The 17,668-nt window shown below is 68.9% G+C and carries 18 protein-coding genes; 5 read left to right on the top strand and 13 right to left on the bottom strand.

All coding sequences use genetic code 11. The features are described 5' to 3' along the window. Window positions 1-983: 983 nt before the first annotated feature. The 4 genes from ACIBL3_RS28550 to ACIBL3_RS28535 all read right to left on the bottom strand — a co-directional run bounded on the left by ACIBL3_RS28550 (window position 984) and on the right by ACIBL3_RS28535 (window position 4,468). On the bottom strand, window positions 984-1,730 hold the full coding sequence (locus ACIBL3_RS28550) for a phosphoglyceromutase (protein WP_396356698.1): 747 nt from the start codon (window positions 1,728-1,730) through the stop codon (window positions 984-986). 10 nt (window positions 1,731-1,740) lie between these two features. Next, window positions 1,741-2,229 carry a YbjN domain-containing protein gene (locus ACIBL3_RS28545; RefSeq protein WP_396356697.1) on the bottom strand — a complete coding sequence of 163 codons (489 nt, stop codon included), beginning with the start codon at window positions 2,227-2,229 and terminating at the stop codon, window positions 1,741-1,743. Further along, window positions 2,226-3,476, bottom strand: coding sequence for a D-inositol-3-phosphate glycosyltransferase (gene mshA, locus ACIBL3_RS28540; RefSeq protein ID WP_396356839.1), 1,251 nt, complete (start codon window positions 3,474-3,476; stop codon window positions 2,226-2,228). Before mshA ends, ACIBL3_RS28545 begins: the two co-directional genes overlap by 4 nt. A gap of 65 nt (window positions 3,477-3,541) precedes the next feature. Beyond that, on the bottom strand, window positions 3,542-4,468 hold the full coding sequence (locus ACIBL3_RS28535; protein WP_396356696.1) for a hypothetical protein: 927 nt from the start codon (window positions 4,466-4,468) through the stop codon (window positions 3,542-3,544). 95 nt (window positions 4,469-4,563) lie between these two features. Here ACIBL3_RS28535 and ACIBL3_RS28530 point away from each other — a divergent pair, with 95 nt between their 5' ends. Beyond that, window positions 4,564-5,313: an SDR family NAD(P)-dependent oxidoreductase gene (locus ACIBL3_RS28530; RefSeq protein ID WP_396356695.1), complete on the top strand. Its 750-nt coding sequence runs from the start codon at window positions 4,564-4,566 to the stop codon at window positions 5,311-5,313. On the opposite strand, the gene ACIBL3_RS28525 is transcribed toward ACIBL3_RS28530, so the two are convergent. Both ACIBL3_RS28525 and ACIBL3_RS28520 read right to left on the bottom strand, forming a co-directional pair. Continuing rightward, window positions 5,307-6,560, bottom strand: a complete 1,254-nt coding sequence (locus tag ACIBL3_RS28525) for an erythromycin esterase family protein (protein ID WP_396356694.1) — start codon at window positions 6,558-6,560, stop codon at window positions 5,307-5,309. The genes ACIBL3_RS28530 and ACIBL3_RS28525 overlap by 7 nt on opposite strands. 81 nt (window positions 6,561-6,641) lie before the next feature. Further along, window positions 6,642-7,277 carry a TetR/AcrR family transcriptional regulator gene (locus tag ACIBL3_RS28520; RefSeq protein ID WP_396356693.1) on the bottom strand — a complete coding sequence of 212 codons (636 nt, stop codon included), beginning with the start codon at window positions 7,275-7,277 and terminating at the stop codon, window positions 6,642-6,644. Window positions 7,278-7,551: 274 nt separating this feature from the next. On the opposite strand from ACIBL3_RS28520, the gene typA reads away from it, so the two are divergent. Both typA and ACIBL3_RS28510 read left to right on the top strand, forming a co-directional pair. Then, the gene (typA, locus tag ACIBL3_RS28515) at window positions 7,552-9,417 is read left to right on the top strand and encodes a translational GTPase TypA (RefSeq protein WP_396356692.1); all 1,866 of its coding nucleotides are present in this window, start codon (window positions 7,552-7,554) and stop codon (window positions 9,415-9,417) included. 236 nt (window positions 9,418-9,653) lie between these two features. Further along, window positions 9,654-10,217: a L,D-transpeptidase gene (locus ACIBL3_RS28510; protein ID WP_396356690.1), complete on the top strand. Its 564-nt coding sequence runs from the start codon at window positions 9,654-9,656 to the stop codon at window positions 10,215-10,217. A 25-nt stretch (window positions 10,218-10,242) separates the two neighbouring features. On the opposite strand, the gene ACIBL3_RS28505 is transcribed toward ACIBL3_RS28510, so the two are convergent. Next, window positions 10,243-10,746 (bottom strand): O-acetyl-ADP-ribose deacetylase, encoded by a 504-nt coding sequence (locus ACIBL3_RS28505; RefSeq protein WP_396356689.1) that lies wholly within the window; start codon window positions 10,744-10,746, stop codon window positions 10,243-10,245. Window positions 10,747-10,839: 93 nt separating this feature from the next. On the opposite strand from ACIBL3_RS28505, the gene ACIBL3_RS28500 reads away from it, so the two are divergent. Further along, window positions 10,840-11,640, top strand: a complete 801-nt coding sequence (locus ACIBL3_RS28500; protein ID WP_396356688.1) for a L,D-transpeptidase family protein — start codon at window positions 10,840-10,842, stop codon at window positions 11,638-11,640. Window positions 11,641-11,644: 4 nt separating this feature from the next. Here the strand turns inward: ACIBL3_RS28500 and ACIBL3_RS28495 are convergent, their stop codons facing one another. The 5 genes from ACIBL3_RS28495 to ACIBL3_RS28475 form a co-directional block, all read right to left on the bottom strand. Continuing rightward, on the bottom strand, window positions 11,645-11,995 hold the full coding sequence (locus tag ACIBL3_RS28495; RefSeq protein ID WP_360516340.1) for a DUF2516 family protein: 351 nt from the start codon (window positions 11,993-11,995) through the stop codon (window positions 11,645-11,647). Window positions 11,996-12,096: 101 nt separating this feature from the next. After that, entirely contained in the window at window positions 12,097-12,633 is a 537-nt protein-coding gene (locus ACIBL3_RS28490; RefSeq protein ID WP_396356687.1) for a hypothetical protein, read from the bottom strand. A 39-nt stretch (window positions 12,634-12,672) separates the two neighbouring features. Then, window positions 12,673-13,146 carry a helix-turn-helix domain-containing protein gene (locus ACIBL3_RS28485; RefSeq protein WP_396356686.1) on the bottom strand — a complete coding sequence of 158 codons (474 nt, stop codon included), beginning with the start codon at window positions 13,144-13,146 and terminating at the stop codon, window positions 12,673-12,675. 77 nt (window positions 13,147-13,223) lie between these two features. After that, on the bottom strand, window positions 13,224-14,183 hold the full coding sequence (locus ACIBL3_RS28480; RefSeq protein WP_396356685.1) for an asparaginase: 960 nt from the start codon (window positions 14,181-14,183) through the stop codon (window positions 13,224-13,226). 46 nt (window positions 14,184-14,229) lie between these two features. Further along, window positions 14,230-15,225, bottom strand: coding sequence for a YgfZ/GcvT domain-containing protein (locus ACIBL3_RS28475; protein ID WP_396356684.1), 996 nt, complete (start codon window positions 15,223-15,225; stop codon window positions 14,230-14,232). Between the two features lie 111 nt (window positions 15,226-15,336). Here ACIBL3_RS28475 and ACIBL3_RS28470 point away from each other — a divergent pair, with 111 nt between their 5' ends. Then, complete coding sequence (locus ACIBL3_RS28470) at window positions 15,337-16,158, top strand: LLM class flavin-dependent oxidoreductase (RefSeq protein ID WP_396356683.1); 822 nt, start codon at window positions 15,337-15,339, stop codon at window positions 16,156-16,158. A 62-nt stretch (window positions 16,159-16,220) separates the two neighbouring features. Here the strand turns inward: ACIBL3_RS28470 and ACIBL3_RS28465 are convergent, their stop codons facing one another. Further along, entirely contained in the window at window positions 16,221-17,600 is a 1,380-nt protein-coding gene (locus ACIBL3_RS28465; protein ID WP_396356682.1) for a cation:dicarboxylate symporter family transporter, read from the bottom strand. Window positions 17,601-17,668: the final 68 nt, after the last annotated feature.

The raw sequence follows: 17,668 nt of genomic DNA, 5'->3' as shown, positions 1-17,668 counted from the left end.
CGCCGCCCCTAGCCCACGAAGCTTGCCGCCGAGCGCGCCGGGGCCAGGGCGTGGGCCGGCCGGCGCGGTTGGGACTGGCCGGCCGCCGCCACTCCCTCGCCGTACGAGGGGATATCCCGCTCTTCTGCTCGATGTGTGGGTGATTGGCGTGTTCGAGGGGTGGCGTGGCGGGCGGGGTGGCGGTGGTGGACTCGCGTGTGGGGGTGTTTGGGTAGGCGCTCGGCCGGATGACGTTGTCGGGCAGGGGTGCGTTTGGACAGGAGGTGTCCGACGAATGGCTAGTGCACTTGAGCGCGAATCGGTCGGTCGCCTACGGCGTACATTGGTGCACTACCTGTCGAACCGCACCTCGCTCGATCGGTGTAGGGAGCCGACCGGACGGTCGCCGAGTACCCGGCACCGAGGCCGGCGCTAGCCGGTGCCCGCACCGCCCGGTGCCCGGCCGGGGTGGCTCTGCGCGGCTCCACCTCAGTGTCCTGCTCGGTGTCCTGGGACAGGAACTGGTTGGGTAGGACCTGACATCGCATGTCCCCGCCCACCACAACACGTCCCGCCGCGCCGCGGGCTCCAGGCTCCGCCACCCACACAGACAGCAGAAGCGCCGGATATCCCCTCATGTTGTGGGTTATCTACTCGCATACGAGGGGAGAACCCACAACGGGAAGGGACATCCCCTCGAATTGCTGGGTCGACGGGAGGCCGGTAGCCGAGCGCCGCTCCAGCCGCAGGCCGGGCGGACCCAAGCGCCGGCCGGACCGGCGATAGCGGCCCGTCGGCCGACACAGTTCCGCCGACCGATCCCCCAGCCCGGCGGGGTATCTCCAACTCCCCGACCTCAGGATGCTTACCGCCGAAGGGGTGATCTTCCGCCGCGCCAGCGTGGTTGCTCCCAGCCGAACCCGCCTGCGTGCGACCACGGCCCGCGCGCCCCGGCGCAGCCGAAACAAAGTCAGCCGCGCCGGAGGTGTGTGCTTTGGGTGGGGTCAGCGGCCCTGGTTTTTGACGGCTTCGATGGCGTCTTTGGCTGCTTGGGGGTCCAGGTACTCGCCGCCGGGGGTCAGCGGGTGGAAGTCGTCGTCGAGTTCGTAATAGAGGGGGATGCCGGTGGGGATGTTGAGGCCGACGATGGTCGCCTCGTCGAGGTTGTCGAGGTGCTTGACCAGGGCGCGCAGCGAGTTGCCATGTGCGGTCACCAGGACGGTCTTGTTGTCGCGCAGGTCCGGGACGATCGCGTCGTACCAGTAGGGGAGCATCCGCTCGACGACGTCCTTCAGGCACTCAGTGGCTGGGAGCAGCTCCGAGGGCAGCGCGGCGTAGCGCGGGTCGCCGGCCTGGTCGTACTCCGAGCCGCGCTCGATCGGCGGCGGCGGGGTGTCGTAGGAGCGCCGGAACAGCATGAACTGCTCCTCGCCGAGCTCCTCCAGGGTCTGCTTCTTGTCCTTGCCCTGCAGCCCGCCGTAGTGCCGCTCGTTCAGCCGCCAGGAGCGCCGTACGTCGATCCACTGGCGGTCGGCCACCTCGAGGGCGATGTTCGCGGTGCGGATCGCCCGGCGCAGCACCGAGGTGTGCAGCACGTCGGGGAGCAGCCCGCGGTCGCGCAGCAGCTCACCACCACGCTGGGCCTCCTCGACGCCCTGGGCGTTCAGGTCGACGTCGACCCAGCCGGTGAAGAGGTTCTTGGCGTTCCAGTCGCTGTGGCCGTGGCGGAGCAGGATCAGACGGTAGGTCATGGCGCCCAGACTACTGGGGCTCCAGCCAGCCCTTGAAAGCGTCCAGATTCCGGGTGGACTCGCCCCGGGAGACCCGCCACTCGTACTCCTTGCGGATCGAGGAGGCGAACCCGAGCTCCAGGATCGTGTTGAACGACGAGTCGGCGTACTCGAGCACCGCGCCGAGCAGCCGGTCCACCTCGGTTGGGGTGATCGCGTGCAGCGGCACCCGGCCGTCCAGGTGGATGTCGCCGAGGTGGTCGACGGCGAACGCGACGCCGTACATCTTCAGGTTCCGCTCCAGCAGCCAGCGGTAGACGGCCTCGTGGTTCTCGTCCGGGCGGCGGGCGACGAACGCGTGCACGTGCACCGCCTGCGGCCCGACCGTCAGCGTGACCGTCGTCTTCAGCTTCCGCTCCCCCGGCAGGTCCGCGGTGAAGGCGCCGGGCTCGCTCTCGGTGAAGTCGAGCCCGTTCTCCTTCAGGACCTGGCGGATCACGTCCGCCGCCGACACCCTCATCCGGCTACCTCCGCGGCCAACTCTGCCGCCATCGTCTCGGTTGCGACCCGGTACGCGGCCACTGTCTTCTGCGCGGTCAGCTCCCAGCCGAAGCCCTGCGCGTGCTTGACCGCCGCCCGGCCCATGCTCTCGCGGGTGCGTGGATTCGTCGCGATCCGTGTCAGCGCGTCGGCGAAGTCGTCCACCCCGTGCCCGGGCACCAGCAGCCCGGTCTGCCCGTCCACGACCGCGGTGGTCAGCCCACCGACAGCCGCCGCGACCACCGGCGTACCGCAGGCCTGCGCCTCCAGAGCGACCAGCCCGAAGGATTCCGAGTACGACGGAACACAGACGACCGACGCGGATCGGTACCAGTCGGCCAACCCCGATCGCTCCATCGGCTTGACGAACCGGGTCACGTCGTCGACCCCGAGCGCCCGGGCCAGCTCGGCGTGCGACTCGGGGTGTTCCATGCCGTTGCCCGACGGCCCGCCGATGATCGCCACCACCAGCCGGTCCCGCAGCGACGGGTCCCGCTCGAGCATCCGCGCGGCCGCCTGGATCAGCAGGTCGGGTGCCTTCAACGGCTGGATCCGCCCGACGAACGCCAGTACGACGGCATCCTCGGGCAACCCGATCGCACGCCGGGCCGCGGCCTGGTCGCCGGGACTGAACATGTCCAGATCCACGCCTGGGTTGACCACGCCAACCTTCGACGGCTGCGCGTCGTACAGGGTGATCAGCTCGTTCGCCTCGTCCTTGGTGTTGGCGAGCAGCCGGTCGGCGGCCTCGACGACCTGTTCCTCGCCGAGCAGCCGGGCGGGCGGCTCGGGTACGTCGTCGTCCGCGAGGCTGGCGTTCTTCACCTTGGCCATCGTGTGCATGGTGTGGACGAGCGGGACGGCCCAGCGGTCGCGGGCGAGCAGGCCGACCTGGCCGGACAACCAGTAGTGCGAGTGGATCACGTCGTAGTGGCCCGGCTCGTGGATCGCCTCGGCCCGCAGGACGGCACGGGCGAACGTGCACAGCTGGGCGGGCAACTCGTTCTTGGTCAGGCCCTCGTAGGGACCGGCGGCGACGTTGCGGACCATCACGCCGGGCATCAGCTCGACCCGGGCGGGCAGCGCCGAGGCGGTCGCACGAGTGAAGACGTCGACCTCGATCCCCAGGTCCGCGAGCCGCTTCGACAGCTCCACCACGTACACGTTCATCCCACCGGCGTCACCGGTCCCCGGCAGGTCCAGCGGCGACGTGTGCAGGCTGATCATCGCGACCCGCCGGAGAGGCCGGTCGGCGGAGGGAAGGCTCACCCGGTCAGCGTAACCCTGCGCGGTCAGTCCGGCTTCCGGGTCGGCAGCGCGAGCGTCTGGCCGGTTTCGAGGGCTGCCGCGATCCGGCGGGACAGGGTCGCGTTCAGGTCGGCGGTCTCCTGGCTGAGCTCCTCGATCAGGCCGCTGTGGCCGGCGACCTCGGTGCTGGACAGCAGCTCGACGTACCGGTCGCGGTCCTGCAGGGCGCCCTCCAGCAAGGTCTCGACCTTGAGTACGGCGTCGGCCTCGCGGACCTGGTCGGCGTACCGCTCGAGCTTGGCGACCTTCGTCTCCATCGCGGTCGCGGACAGGTCGAGGGCCTCGCGTTGCGGGCGGAGGACGGCTTCCAGGCGGGCGGACTGCAGTTGGTCCTCGATGTCGGCCTGCCGCGACCGCAGCGAGGACAGCTGCTGGAGGACGCGGCCAATGTCCCACAGCTGCTCGGGCAGGATCACATCGTTCTTGGCTGCGTCGAGCAGACCCTGCTTGTTCACTTCGGAGTCCTGGATGGTTTCGACCGCTCGCCGGGCCCGCTCCATCAGTGCGCTGGCGTCGGCGTCCCAGTCCTCGGCGAGCAGGTACTTGCCTTGGTGCTTGCGGGCAGCGACCCGGGCTCGGCCCTCACCTGTCATCGCGGCGACTCCGGCGACCAGCAGCAGTAGGCCGAACACTCCGGCGCCGAGGCTCAGCCAGAAGGCGAGGCCGTCGGGGAAGATCGCGTAGACCAGCCAGCGCAGGGCGAACCACAGGCCGACCTCGATCCCGGCGAACAGCACCAGACCGCCGATCGTCTCGCCGGCCCCCTGGCGACCGACGGCGTCCTGCTTCGGCGCACTGGCCGGCAGCAGCACATCCGGATACTCGCTCAGCAAGGACCGGGTCGCGGTCGGTACGTCAGGGGCGAAGAGCACCGGACCACGCGCCGTCTCGTCGTCCGGCTCGGTCGCCATGCGCTCGCCCCCTGTGGTCCGCTCCCCAAAGTGCCGACGTTCTACTGTGCGGACTGGTTCCCGCCGATGGCAACCGGGCTGGGAGACTCGGAGGCATGACTTCGAATACGCGTCCTCTAGCCGTCGTCACCGGAGCGAGCAGCGGGATCGGCGCCGCTTCGGCCCGGCACCTGGCCCGCGCGGGGTTCGAGGTGATCTGCGCGGCCCGCCGGCTGGACCGGATCGAGGCGCTGGCCAAGGAGATCGACGGCCGCGCGGTCCAGTGCGACGTGACCTCGGCCGAGGAGGTCGCCGCCCTCGCGGACGCGGTCGGTGACCGGCTCGAACTGCTGGTGAACAACGCCGGCGGCGCGTTCGGCTTCGAGCCGGTCGCGGAGGCGGACCTGGAGGCCTGGCGGCAGATGTACGAGGTGAACGTGATCGGCGTCGCGGCCGTCACGAAGTCGTTGCTCCCGGCCCTCGTTGCCGGCCGCGGCACGATCGTCGTGATGGGTTCGACGGCCGGCCAGGTCGCCTACGAGGGCGGCGGTGGGTACGTCGCCGCCAAGCACGCGGCCAAGGCGATCGTCGACACGCTCCGGCTGGAGCTGTACGACCAGCCGGTCCGGGTCTGCGAGATCGCGCCGGGCATGGTGCGCAGCGAGGGCTTCGCGCTGACCCGCTTCGGCGGCGACCAGGACAAGGCCGACGCCGTGTACGCCGGGGTGGCCGAGCCGCTCACCTCCGACGACATCGCCGACATCGTCGCGTGGATCGCGACCCGGCCGCCGCACGTGAACATCGACCGGCTCACCGTCCGTCCCCGCGCGCAGGCCGCGCAGCACAAGGTGCACCGAGTTCAGTAGGCACGCACTGCAGTGACCCGGCGGCAGTGGACCAGTACGTCGTACCACTCGGAGATGCTGCCGCCGGTCATCCACGACGCCGCTCCGACCTCCGGGTAGCCGCGCGTCTTCGCCGTCGCCTCCAGCCAGTCCCGTACGACGCCATGCGCCGGCCTCCGCAGGTCCAGACTGAACACATCGGTCCCGCCCGCCCGGAGCTGGTACTCGAACCAGTCCGGCGACGCCGGTGGCATGTCGATCGGTCCCATCGGGCCTAGCGTCGTACCGCTCTCGAAGGTGAAGCCGAGGATGCGGTAGCGCTCGCCGTACCAACGCTTCAGGTAGGAGCCGGCGCTCGGGAAGACGGTGTCCGGGTACGGCGGCGCAGTGACGCGCAGACCGGGTGCGTTCGCGGTGTGCGCGCTCGCCGCCCAGTAGACGACCTTGTCGCCGGTGTGGCGGCGCACCCACCGGACGTTCTCCGCCGCACGGGCATCGCGATAGGCCGGGATCTCGTTCTCGGGCAGGCTGAACGCCTCGTAGAACGAGACGATCTGGCGCGCATGATGGACGATCTCCTGATCCGGCAGATCGCGGACCAGCTCGTAGACCGCCCTTGCCTTGCTGATGTACGGCGCTTTGTCGGCGACCTCCTTCCAGTACCACCGGACGTACGCGCCCATGTCCGTGGTGTTCGGGCGGATCGGCTTGAGGCTGCGACGCAGTTCGGCCAGGCGATCGGGTGCGTGACGGGCGACGTACTCGTCGATCGCGTCGTACGCGAGTTGCCGGGTCGCGTAGTACTCGACGCCGGCGAAGTAGACCTTGTCGCGATGCCTCGCGTTGTAGGTACGCACGTACTCGAGCACGTCGGCCAACTCCTGCGAGCGCCAGGCCTGGCTCATCTGGCCGATCAACGCCTTGAGATCACCGCGACCGGTCCGTACGTACTCGTTCACCTGGGTGCACAACGACCAGTCCTCCTCGAACGCGATGGCCCGGAAGCCCATCCGCTCGACGAGATACCGCAGTACGCGGTGCTTCAGCCGGGTAATCTCCGCCGTACTGTGCACCGCCTCGCCGAGCCCGACGAGCTGTGCGCCGCCGATGGACTGCCGCAGATCGCCCAGCGGTGCGGCGTTCCGCCGGATCCACTCCGCCACGGATTCGTCCACCCGGCCGGCGTACGCAGGCGACGTCACGCCACCCGCGACGGCCGCCCCAGCCAGCGAGCCGGCCAACAACGTTCTTCGGGAAACCCCAGTCATTTCCATACCTCACACCCTGGCGACGAGGGCTGCGCCGAACATCCCTCACCGGGCGGCTCTGCTCGTACGCCGTACGACGTACTACTTGGCGCGCAGGCGGTGGACCGGAGGTGACGGGATCGGGAGTGGGGCGGCCGGCTCGGGGAGGGCGTAGCCGGCGTAGAGGCGACGGCGGACATCTTCGAGCGGGAAGGTGTCCGGGTAGATCGCGAGTTTGACGGTGACGCCCTCCAAGGTTGCCCGGAGCAACATTTCTTCGACCGCCGGGTCGGCGGCGCCGCGGGCCACGAAGATCGACCGGATCGCGTCCTCCACCTGGCACAGGCGGGCGTTCTTCTCGGCCTCCACCTGGGCGAAGACGCCGTGCGTGGTGGGCTGCATCATCAAGGTGATGGCCAGGCGCTGGATCGGCAGCGTGGTGGCGGCAGCCATCAGGGCGCCGTCGATGATGGCGGCCAGGCGTACGTCGGGGGTGCCCTCGATGGCCGTGATCGCGGTGATGCCGTCCAGCCAGCGGTCCAGCAGCTCAGCGGCGAGTTGGTGCTTGGATGCGAAGTAGTAGGCGACGAGCCCCCGCGAGACACCCGCCCGCGCGGTGATCTCGGAGATGGAGGCGGCCTCGTAGCCGCGCTCGGCGAACACTTCCAGCGCGGCGGCGAGGATGCGTTCGCGCGAGCGTTCCCGCATCTCCTGGTTCACGGCGGCCGAGCGCGGCACGGTTCCTTCCCCGTTGCTGGTCTGGGCCCTGGAGGTCCGAGCAACCCCCCCACCATGCTCGGCCCTCCGGGGCCTGACCCCCGTGGTTGCGGACCCCTCCCCAGGCGTCCCATCTATAGACTGGACGTCCAGTCAACCAATGTCAAAGGGTTGCCCGATTCGTGAACACAGTCCGTCACCGGTAGGATGAACGGGCTGCGCCCTGTGTCGAGTGGCACGTGAAACAGCCGTAGCCACCGCCTGAAAACCCTCTGACTACTTGGAGCGCTTCCCCATGCCTGTCCGTAACGACCTGCGCAACGTGGCGATCGTGGCCCACGTCGACCACGGAAAGACCACCCTGGTGGACGCGATGCTGTGGCAGTCCGGCGCCTTCGGAGCTCACCAGCACGTGGACGAGCGGGCGATGGACTCCGGCGACCTGGAACGTGAGAAGGGCATCACGATCCTGGCCAAGAACACCGCCGTACGGCACAAGATGGCCAGCGGCGAGCAGGTGACGATCAACATCATCGACACCCCCGGGCACGCCGACTTCGGCGGCGAGGTCGAGCGCGGCCTGTCGATGGTGGACGCGATCGTGCTGCTGGTGGACGCCTCCGAGGGCCCGCTGCCGCAGACCCGGTTCGTGCTCCGCAAGGCGCTGGCGCGAAAGATGCCGGTGATCCTGGTGGTCAACAAGGTGGACCGTCCGGACGCCCGGATCTCGGAGGTCGTCGACGAGACCTACGAGCTGTTCCTGGACCTGCTCGACCACGACGCGGACCAGAGCGCGCTCGACTTCCCGGTCGTGTACGCGTCCGCCCGGGCCGGCCGCGCCTCGATGACCCAGCCTGCCGACGGCGGCCTGCCGGACTCCGAGGACCTCGAGCCGCTGTTCGAGACGATCCTGGCCAACGTGCCGGCTCCGACGTACGTCGAGGACGCGCCGCTGCAGGCCCACGTCACCAACCTGGACGCCTCGCCGTTCCTCGGCCGGCTCGCGCTGGTCCGGGTCCACGAGGGCACCCTGAAGAAGGGCGCGCAGGTCGCGTGGTGCAAGCACGACGGCAGCGTCGAGCGGGTCAAGATCACCGAACTGCTGGTCACCGAGGCGCTCGAGCGGGTGCCCGGTGACTCGGCCGGTCCCGGCGACATCGTCGCGATCGCGGGCATCCCGGAGATCATGATCGGCGACACCCTCGCCGACTCCGAGAATCCGAAGCCGCTGCCGCTGATCACCGTGGATGAGCCGGCCATCTCGATGACGATCGGCACGAACACCTCGCCGCTGGCCGGCCGGGTGAAGGGCACCAAGGTCACCGCCCGGCTGGTCAAGGACCGGCTGGACAAGGAACTCGTCGGCAACGTGTCGATCCGGGTGCTGCCGACCGAGCGGCCGGACGCCTGGGAGGTGCAGGGCCGTGGTGAGCTGGCGCTGGCCATCCTGGTCGAGCAGATGCGCCGCGAGGGCTACGAGCTGACCGTTGGCAAGCCGCAGGTGGTCACCCGCGAGATCGACGGCAAGCGGCACGAGCCGGTCGAGCGGCTGACGATCGACTGCCCGGAGGAGTACCTCGGCACGGTCACGCAGCTGCTCGCGGTCCGCAAAGGCCGGATGGAGCAGATGACCAACCACGGCACCGGCTGGGTCCGGATGGAGTTCCTGGTGCCGGCGCGCGGGCTGATCGGGTTCCGCACCGAGTTCCTGACCGACACCCGCGGGACCGGGATCGCGCACCACGTCTTCGAGGGGTACGAGCCGTGGTTCGGCGAGCTGCGGACCCGGCCGAGCGGGTCGCTGGTGGCGGACCGGGCCGGCGCGGCGACGTCGTACGCGATGATCAACCTGCAGGAGCGCGGCACGCTGTTCGTCGAGCCGACCACCGAGGTGTACGAGGGCATGATCGTCGGCGAGAACTCGCGCAGTGACGACATGGACGTGAACATCACCAAGGAAAAGAAGATGACCAACGTCCGGTCGTCGACGGCCGACGAGTTCGAGAAGTTGGTGCCGGCCCGCAAGCTGTCCCTCGAGCAGTCCCTGGAGTTCTGCCGCGAGGATGAGTGCGTGGAGGTCACCCCCGACGCCATCCGCATGCGCAAGGTAGCCCTCAACCAGGTAGACCGCGCAAAACTCGGCCGCAAGAACAAGAACTAACTCCCACACATCCTTCGCGTGCGCTCCTCCGGAGCGCGAGGTTGGCCTGCCCGGATCACCAACAGCACGAAGTGGAAACGGTCGACTGGGTGGGGGGAAACGAACTACAGCGGTGTGATACACCATTGGTCGGTCGGGGTGCGGGGGAAGTGTTCCGGATCGTTACCAACCAGACGTGCGGTACCGGCGTCTGTCATGTGCAAGCAAGACTTCAGTTGGGGGAAGGACAAGAAAACATGGGCATTCTGCGTAAGCTCGGCGCCACCGTCACGGCTGCCGCGTTCGTGGGAGTGGGCGCTCTGACCGCCACCACGACGGCCGAGGCGGCCACGGTGGCGCCGAAGGTTGCGCCCCAGGTCGTGGTCGCGCCGCAGGTCGCGACGGCGGCGGCCGGCTCGACCGCGGTCGTGCCGGGGAAGCTGCGGATCGACAAGCGCTGTATGACGCGAGGCCGGGTGCTGTGCCTCAACAAGAAAACCCGCAAACTCGTGTACCTGGTGAACGGCAAGCCGATCCAGATCGCCGACGCACGGTTCGGGGGCCGCAAGACCCCGACCCGCAACGGCGTGTTCAAGGTCTACCGCAAGTCGAAGAACCACGTGTCCAGCATCTACAAGTCGCCGATGCCGTACGCGATGTTCTTCAGCGGCGGCCAGGCGGTGCACTACTCGTCGGACTTCAAGGCCCGCGGGTACAACGGCGCCTCGCACGGCTGCGCGAACATCCGGGACAAGAAGAAGATCGCCTGGATCTTCGCCCGGGTGAAGATCGGCGACAAGGTCGTCGTCTACAGCGCCTGACGCACTGCACACAGCGGCCGGGGAGTCACTCCCCGGCCGCTGTCGCGTTCTGGAACGCCTTGTAGAGCTTGGGATCCACCAAGCAGAAAGTTGCCGTCCTGACGTCCGTCGCGGTACGACGAAGCGTCTGTACGGCGATGTCCGCCGCAGACTGCGCCGGCCAACCGTAGATCCCGGCCGACACCGCCGGAAGCGAGAGCGTCCTGGCACCGAGCTCGTCCGCAACCCGCAATGCGTTGCGATAGCAGGACTCGAGCAGCGCCGGCTCCTTCGATCCACCGGTGTAGACCGGCCCCACCACATGGATCACGTACGACGCCGGGAGCGCGCCGGCTGTGGTCCACACGGCATCGCCGGTCGAGGCACCCCGTGGGTAGCGTTCGATCAGCTCCGCGAGGATGTCCGGCCCACCGGCACGGTGGATCGCGCCGTCGACGCCACCGCCACCCCGCAGGGCCGCGTTGGCCGCGTTGACGATCGCGTCCGCGGGGACCGTGGTGATGTCCGCGGTGCTGAGAACAATGTCCATACGAACATCCTCCGGTACGCTGAGGCGCCAACCAAAAGACCGGTGAGGACGTCCTATTTGTTGTAGGACGGGGTCTACACAAAGGGGTGTCCGATGCGCGGACTGATCATTCGGAAGCTGGTGACCGGGCTGGTCGCCGGGACCGCCATTGCCGCCCTCCTGAGTTCCGGAAGTCTCGCCACCGCGCGCCCGACCGCCACCACCGACCTGAAGACGGTGCCGTTCGAGGTCAGCGGCGAGCTGCCGATCTACCCGAAGGCGCTGTGGAAGAACGGCTCCACCGGCACCAACGTCCGCAAGGTCGAGGCCCGGCTGGTCCAGCTCAAGCTGCTCGAGAAGCGCTATCTGGACAACGAGTTCGGCACCATGACCCGGTCCGCGGTGAAGAAGTTCCAGAAGTCCAAGGGCGTTCCCGAGCTCGGGTACGTCGACCAGAACACCTGGAACAAGCTGGCCGCGGTCACTCACGAGCCGACCCAGACCGAGCTGTACCCGCCGGCTCCGGTGGTGAACGGCAAGAAGCTGGACGCCCGCTGCGCGACCGGCGTCGTACTCTGCATCGACAAGTCCACCCGCAAGCTGCGGTACGTCGTGGACGGTGTGGTGAAGATGCAGTTGGACGTGCGGTTCGGCGCGGTCAAGACGGCGACCCGGGAAGGCAGCTTCACGGTCGGCTGGAAGAGCCGCAACCACGTGTCGAAGCTGTACGACTCACCGATGCCGTTCGCGATGTTCTTCAGCGGCGGCCAGGCGGTGCACTACTCCTCGGACTTCGCCGCCCGCGGGTACAACGGGGCCTCGCACGGCTGCGTGAACGTCCGCGACCTGGGCAAGATCAAGGTCCTTTTCGACCAGATCAAGGTCGGCGACAAGGTGATCGTGTACCGCTCGTAGTTGCTTACAGGGGGCGTGGCCCGCGCCGGCGGCGGATCCCCCAGCCACCCCGGCCGCGACCGGTGGCGGCGCGCAGAGCCGGACGGGCGTCGACCAGGTAGACCGCCGAGGCGACGATGCCGATCAGGCCGAAGAAGCTCAGCCAGCCCTGGAAGATCTGACTCAGCGTGAACACGACCAGGATCAGCACCCAGCCGGGCTTGGTCAGCTTGTCCGCCGCGGTGAACACCGCCCGCGGCCGGAAGGCCGCGTCCAGCAGCGCCACCAGCTTGATCCCGAGCAGCACCCACCAGATGATCTCGAGCGGACCGGCGAAACCTGGGAACAGGTTCGGGAACGTGGCGAGTGGGACCATGCGTACGAGCCTACCGAAAGACCGGGCAGCCTACCTCTGCTGAGCGCAGATTGTGGGCTGCCCGGCCTCAGGATTCACCCAACTGGTGGGTGTTGTTACTCTCAGTCGCCAACCTTGGAGGCGGCGTCCGCGGCGGCCTTGGAGGCGGTCTTCGCGGTCTTGCGGGCGCTGGTGGCGGTCGCCTTGACGTTGCGGGTCGCGCTGTCGGCGGTCTTCTTCGCGGTGGTCCGGGTGGCCTTGGCCTTGCTCACCGTGGTCTTGGCCTGGGTGGCCAGGTCCTCGGTGGCCTGCTGGCTGCGGATCCGGTCGACCAGGTCCTTGCCGCGGCCGGCCAGGTCCTCGTAGGTCTCCTCGGCCTGGCCCAGGACGGTGGTGAACCCGGCCTGCGCGGTCTTCGGCAGCTTACGGAGCTTGGCCGGGGCGGTCTTCGCGTCGGCGACGATCGCCTCGAACCGCTTGGCGAGCTCGCTCTGCGCCTTGGTGAGCTCGGTCTGCAGGGCCTTCTGGTCCAGCTTGGCGAGCTCCAGCTTGGCGAACCGGGCGGTGACGTCGTCGCTGACCGCGCGGAACTTCTCCACGGCCAGGTCGCCGGCGCCGGCGATCGCGTACAGCGGGGTGACGGGCGTACGGGTAGCCATCAGGCTTCTCCTCGGGATGATCTTCAGCAGGAAAGGGTGTTACTTGGGCTTGTTCGCAGCGGTCTTCTTGGCCGCAGGCTTCTTGGCGGCAGCCGGCTTGACGGGCTCCGGCTCCGGCTCCACCGCGGCGTCGTCGTCGGGTGTGTTCTCACGGACGAAGGACGCGTAGACGTCCAGCAGGACACGCTTCTGCCGCTCGTTCAGCGCGGCGTCGAGCAGTACGGCGTCGACCACGCCGGAGGCCCGTCGGCCGTCCGAGCTGTCGTCCGGGTCGAGGATGCCGGCCCGCACGTACAGGGTCTCCGCAGAGATCCGCAACGCCTTCGCGAGCTGCTGCAGCACATCGGCCGACGGTTTCCGCAGGCCGCGCTCGATCTGGCTGAGGTACGGGTTCGACACACCGGCCAGGTCGGACAGCTGCCGCAACGACAACTGCGCATGCCGCCGCTGCTCGGCGAGGTACTCCCCGAGGGAGCCCACCGCCCCAGCCGCACGATCACTCAACCTGGCCATACCCCCAGTGTGCTAGCAGGTGCTTGCAATTGCAAGCAGGTCGACCGTGAGCCCGCTCACTGGCGGGTTACAACGCGCTAGCGGTGAAACAAGCCGCTAGCCGGCTGGACAGCGCCGACCTCTGCGCCGCCGCCGTACAGGGGGAAGCGGGACTGGTGGTGGAGGACCTCGTGGTCCAGGCCGAGCATTTGGAGTACGGCGGCCATCACCACGGCCCGCGCTCGCGGGGTACCGTCCTCGATCTTCACCGCGATCCCATGTCCGTCCTCGAGACCCACGGCGTACACAGCCTCCGCGCCGACCTTGCAGAACAGGCCCGGGATGGCCCGCATCAGGGCGGCCTCGTCACGCGTACTCCCGCTGGCGTACTCCGGGTACGCCCGGAACGCGTCCTTCACCTGGGCCTCGAGTGTGCCGGGCTCCGCGGCGGCGAACAGGCCGAACGACCGGGCCAGACCGGCCAGGCTGATCGCGAGAATCGGGGCGCCGCAGCCGTCCACGGCGACGTACGAAACCTTCTCGGCGGCGGTGTCCTCGACCGCGGTCCGGATGACCTGCTGCAGCGGGTGATCCGGTGCGCGGTAGTCGTCGAGCGGCCAGCCGTTGATCACACAGGTGAGGAGCATCGCAGCGTGCTTGCCCGAGCAGTTCATGACGATCCGCTCCTGGCCGTGGCCCGCGCGCACCCACGCGTCCCGACCGGCGTCCTCGAGCGGGTACGCCGGCGGCGTCCGCAGCGCCGACTCGTCCAGCCCGCCGAGCGCGAGGATCTCGCGTACGCCGTCCAGGTGGATCTGCTCGCCGGAGTGGGACGCACCCGCGAGCGAGAGCAGCTTGCCGTCCAGCGGCAGCCCGTTGCGGAGCATGCCGAGAGCCTGCATCGGCTTGTTCGACGAGCGCGGGAACATCGGCTGGTCCACCACGCCGACGGACCACTCGACCGCGCCGTCGGGGTTCGTCACCACGACGGAGCCACGGTGGTGGCCCTCGACGAAGCCGCTGCGGACGACGTCGGCCAGGATCACAGGTTCGGTCACGGCAGAACTGTACAGGTGCAAAATGCCATGTTGCGAATGAATCGGTTCACAGCCGGGCGCGGACGTGCAACCCCACCTCGGGGTCGACCAGCAGCTCCTGGGTCGCGGTCACCGTCGGCTGATCCTCGGCGACCACCTCGACCACGGCCGCCGGATCCACGTTCCGCTTCACCAGCGCGAGCGCGATCGGCCCGAACTCGTGGTGCCGCGCCGCCGACCCGATGAATCCGACCTGCTTCTCTCCGACGCGTACGGCGTACCCGTGGGCGGGCAGGTGGTCGACCGAGCCGTCCAGGTGCAGTCGCACCAGCCGCCGCGGCGGACGACCGAGGTTGTGCACGCGAGCGACCGTCTCCTGACCGCGGTAGCAGCCCTTGTTCAGATGGACGCCGACACCGAGCCAGCCCAGCTCGTTGGGGATCGCGCGCTCGTCGGTGTCCAGGCCGAGCCGCGGCGCACCCGCCTCGATCCGGAGCGCCTCGTAGGCCCAGATCCCCGCCGCCGGACCCTCGAGCCCGGCCAGCTCGGCCCGCGGCAGGAAGACCTCGTGCCCACCGAGCGAGTCGTCACCACTGCGGGTCAGGAACTCACCCTCAGCGGCTGGCCCCGGGCGCCAGATGATCGCGTAGTCGTCGGTCACCTCGGTGATCTCGACGCGGGACATGAACACCATCTTCTGCAGCCAGTCGACCAGCGCAGCCGCCGCGCCCGGCTCGGTGTGCAGCCAGAACGTCTCGCCGTCGTCGACGCCGTACATCACGTGCTCGACGTGCCCGGTCGGCGACAACAGCAGCGCGGTGGTCGAGGTTCCCGGTTTAAGGCCCTCGAAGTACTGCGAGGTGAGCGCGTGCAACCAGGTCAGCCGGTCGGGACCGGTGATCTTGACGACCTCGCGGTGCGACAGGTCGACGAACCCGTCCCCCGCCGCGAGCGTCCGCTGCTCCCGCAGGTCGGACCCGTAATGGGCCGCGACCCCGGCATCGAGTCCGTCGGCCTCGACCGCGCCGGGCCGGTCCAGCAGGGGGCTGCGCTTCAGTGACATGTCACCAGAGTACGTCGAGCGGCGTACGGCGATCGCCTCCCACCGTGGGATGTGGACAACACCCGGTCCCGGACAGCCTGGAGGTACCAACTTCTCGAAGGGAGCAAGGCGATGAGCGACCGGCGATTCCGGTTCGGCGTGGTGGGCAGCCCGGCGACCGCGGAGCAGTGGACCACGACCGTACGGCGGGCGGCCGGCCTCGGCTACTCGAGCGTGCTGATGCCCGACGGACTGCAACTGCCGTCGCCGTTCGCCTCCCTCGCGATGGCAGCGACCCTCGCGGACATCCGGGTCGGGACCTTCGTGGCCGCGGCGCCGCTGCGGACGCCGCGCCAGGCGGCCTGGGACGCGCACACGCTGACTGTGCTGACGGACGGGCGGTTCGACTTCGGCATCGGCACCGGACGGCCGGGCACCGACCAGCAGGCGGCCGAGCTCGGGCTGCCGTTCGGCTCGGGCAAGGAACGCCGCGACCAGGTGCGGGAGACCCTCGACATCCTGGAGCGACTCGACGGCGACCGCCGTACCCCGATCATGCTGGCGGCCGGTGGACCGCGGGCGCTGGCGCTGGCCGCGGCGCGGGCGGACATCGTGTCGATCGCCAAGGACGCGATGACGCCGCGGGCGGAGATTCAGCAGCTGGTACGGGACCTGCGTGAGCTGGCCGGGCCTCGGGCGGACCGGATCGAGCTGGCGATGAACCTGTTCGCGGCCGGGACCCGCGAGCTGCCGCCATGGACCCGGCAAGCCGCGGGCGTGGCACCGGAGGAGCTCGAGGCGAGCGACTCGCTGATGATGCTCCGTGGCACACCGCAGCAAATGGTCGACGAGCTCGAGCGCCGACGGGACGTGTTCGGTACGACGTACATCACCGTCAGCGCGACGTACGTCGAGGACCTGGCTCCGGTCGTGGAGAAGTTGGCCGGTAGCTGACGTAGCACTGCCCGTCAGCCGCAGGGAGCTGACGGGCAGTGCCGGAGGGGTGGAGAGGTGGCTCAGTGGTGGGACGGACCGGTGTCGACAGCGCGAGCGTCCTCGAGCGGTACGTCGCCGGCGTGCGTGTCACCGGCTGCGAAGGCGGCCTCGTCGAACGGATCCTCACCGGCGAAGACCTGTTTGGCCTGCGCCTTGTCGAACTCGCCGACCCAGTGGCCGACCAGGACGGTGGCAACCGCGTTTCCGGCGAAGTTCGTCAGCGCCCGGGCCTCGGACATGAACCGGTCGATGCCGACGATCAGGCCGACGCCGTCGACCAGCTCCGGCCGGTGCGACTGCAGGCCGCCGGCCAGGGTGGCAAGGCCGGCGCCGGTGACACCGGCGGCGCCCTTCGAGGCGACGATCATGAACACCAGCAGCGAGATCTGCTGGCCGACCGAGAACGGCTCGTCCATCGCCTCGGCGATGAACAGCGACGCCATGGTCAGGTAGATCGCGGTGCCGTCCAGGTTGAACGAGTAGCCGGTCGGGACGGTGATGCCGACCACGGACTTGTCGACGCCGAGGTGCTCCATCTTCCCGATCAGCCGCGGCAGCGCGGTCTCCGAGGACGACGTCGACACGATCAGCAGGAACTCGCGGCCTAGGTAGCGCAGCAGCTGGAAGATCGACAACCCGGTGACGACGCGGAGCAGAGTCCCGAGCACGACCACCACGAACAGCAGGCAGGTCACGTAGAACGCGAGCATGATCTTCAGCAGGCTGACCAGCGCGGTCGAGCCGGCCGCACCGACCACCGCGGCGATGGCGCCGAAGGCACCGACCGGGGCGGCCCACATGATCATCGACAGCACCTTGAACACCAGCCGCTGCAGGTGTCCGATGCCGTTCAGGATCGGCTGTCCGGAGGCGCCCATCCCCTGCAGCGCGAAGCCGATCAGCAGCGCCACCAGGACGGTCTGCAGCACCTCGCCTTCGGTCAGCGCGGACACCACAGTCTTCGGGATGATGCCGAGGATGAAGTCCGTCGTGGTCTCGTGCGCCCCGGCGGCCTGCTTCTGGCCGGCCTCACGCAGCTTGTCGGTCAGGTCCAGGCCGGAACCGGGCTGGACCAGGTTGCCGACCACCAGGCCGATGGCGAGCGCGGCCGTCGACATCACCAGGAAGTAGACGAGCGCCAGACCGCCGACCTTGCCGACACTGGCGGCCTTGCGGACCGAGCCGATGCCGAGCACCAGCGTGCAGAAGATGATCGGGCTGATCATCATCTTGATCAGGTTCACGAACCCGGTGCCGAGCGGGTTCAGCTCGACCGCGAAGTTCGGGAACAGGAAACCGACACCGATGCCGAGCAGCACGGCGACGATGACGGCGATGTAGAGGAAGTGCGTGCGATCGTTGCGGACCGGGGTCGGTCGCGATTCTGACGGGCTCGACATGGGGGACACTCCTGTATCGGCCGGGCGGGCTGTACCTGAGTAACTGTGACGTGACGCACAGGGGAACT

It is taken from the genome of Kribbella sp. NPDC050124 (assembly GCF_044460355.1).
In the GTDB taxonomy this organism is placed as follows: Bacteria; Actinomycetota; Actinomycetes; order Propionibacteriales; family Kribbellaceae; genus Kribbella.
The sequence above is the reverse complement of the archived record's forward strand: the minus strand, read 5'-3'. Positions and strand labels throughout refer to the sequence as shown.

Coding starts and splice junctions, on each gene's coding strand:
- ACIBL3_RS28505 (WP_396356689.1), bottom strand. CDS start 10,746: ATGGACATTGTTCTCAGCACCGCGGACATCACCACGGTCCCCGCGGAC.
- ACIBL3_RS28475 (WP_396356684.1), bottom strand. CDS start 15,225: ATGTCACTGAAGCGCAGCCCCCTGCTGGACCGGCCCGGCGCGGTCGAG.
- ACIBL3_RS28550 (WP_396356698.1), bottom strand. CDS start 1,730: ATGACCTACCGTCTGATCCTGCTCCGCCACGGCCACAGCGACTGGAAC.
- ACIBL3_RS28525 (WP_396356694.1), bottom strand. CDS start 6,560: ATGACTGGGGTTTCCCGAAGAACGTTGTTGGCCGGCTCGCTGGCTGGG.
- ACIBL3_RS28485 (WP_396356686.1), bottom strand. CDS start 13,146: ATGGCCAGGTTGAGTGATCGTGCGGCTGGGGCGGTGGGCTCCCTCGGG.
- ACIBL3_RS28490 (WP_396356687.1), bottom strand. CDS start 12,633: ATGGCTACCCGTACGCCCGTCACCCCGCTGTACGCGATCGCCGGCGCC.
- typA (WP_396356692.1), top strand. CDS start 7,552: ATGCCTGTCCGTAACGACCTGCGCAACGTGGCGATCGTGGCCCACGTC.
- ACIBL3_RS28530 (WP_396356695.1), top strand. CDS start 4,564: ATGACTTCGAATACGCGTCCTCTAGCCGTCGTCACCGGAGCGAGCAGC.
- ACIBL3_RS28545 (WP_396356697.1), bottom strand. CDS start 2,229: ATGAGGGTGTCGGCGGCGGACGTGATCCGCCAGGTCCTGAAGGAGAAC.
- ACIBL3_RS28535 (WP_396356696.1), bottom strand. CDS start 4,468: ATGGCGACCGAGCCGGACGACGAGACGGCGCGTGGTCCGGTGCTCTTC.
- ACIBL3_RS28495 (WP_360516340.1), bottom strand. CDS start 11,995: ATGGTCCCACTCGCCACGTTCCCGAACCTGTTCCCAGGTTTCGCCGGT.
- ACIBL3_RS28500 (WP_396356688.1), top strand. CDS start 10,840: ATGCGCGGACTGATCATTCGGAAGCTGGTGACCGGGCTGGTCGCCGGG.
- ACIBL3_RS28470 (WP_396356683.1), top strand. CDS start 15,337: ATGAGCGACCGGCGATTCCGGTTCGGCGTGGTGGGCAGCCCGGCGACC.
- ACIBL3_RS28465 (WP_396356682.1), bottom strand. CDS start 17,600: ATGTCGAGCCCGTCAGAATCGCGACCGACCCCGGTCCGCAACGATCGC.
- mshA (WP_396356839.1), bottom strand. CDS start 3,476: ATGATCAGCCTGCACACGTCGCCGCTGGACCTGCCGGGGACCGGTGAC.
- ACIBL3_RS28510 (WP_396356690.1), top strand. CDS start 9,654: ATGGGCATTCTGCGTAAGCTCGGCGCCACCGTCACGGCTGCCGCGTTC.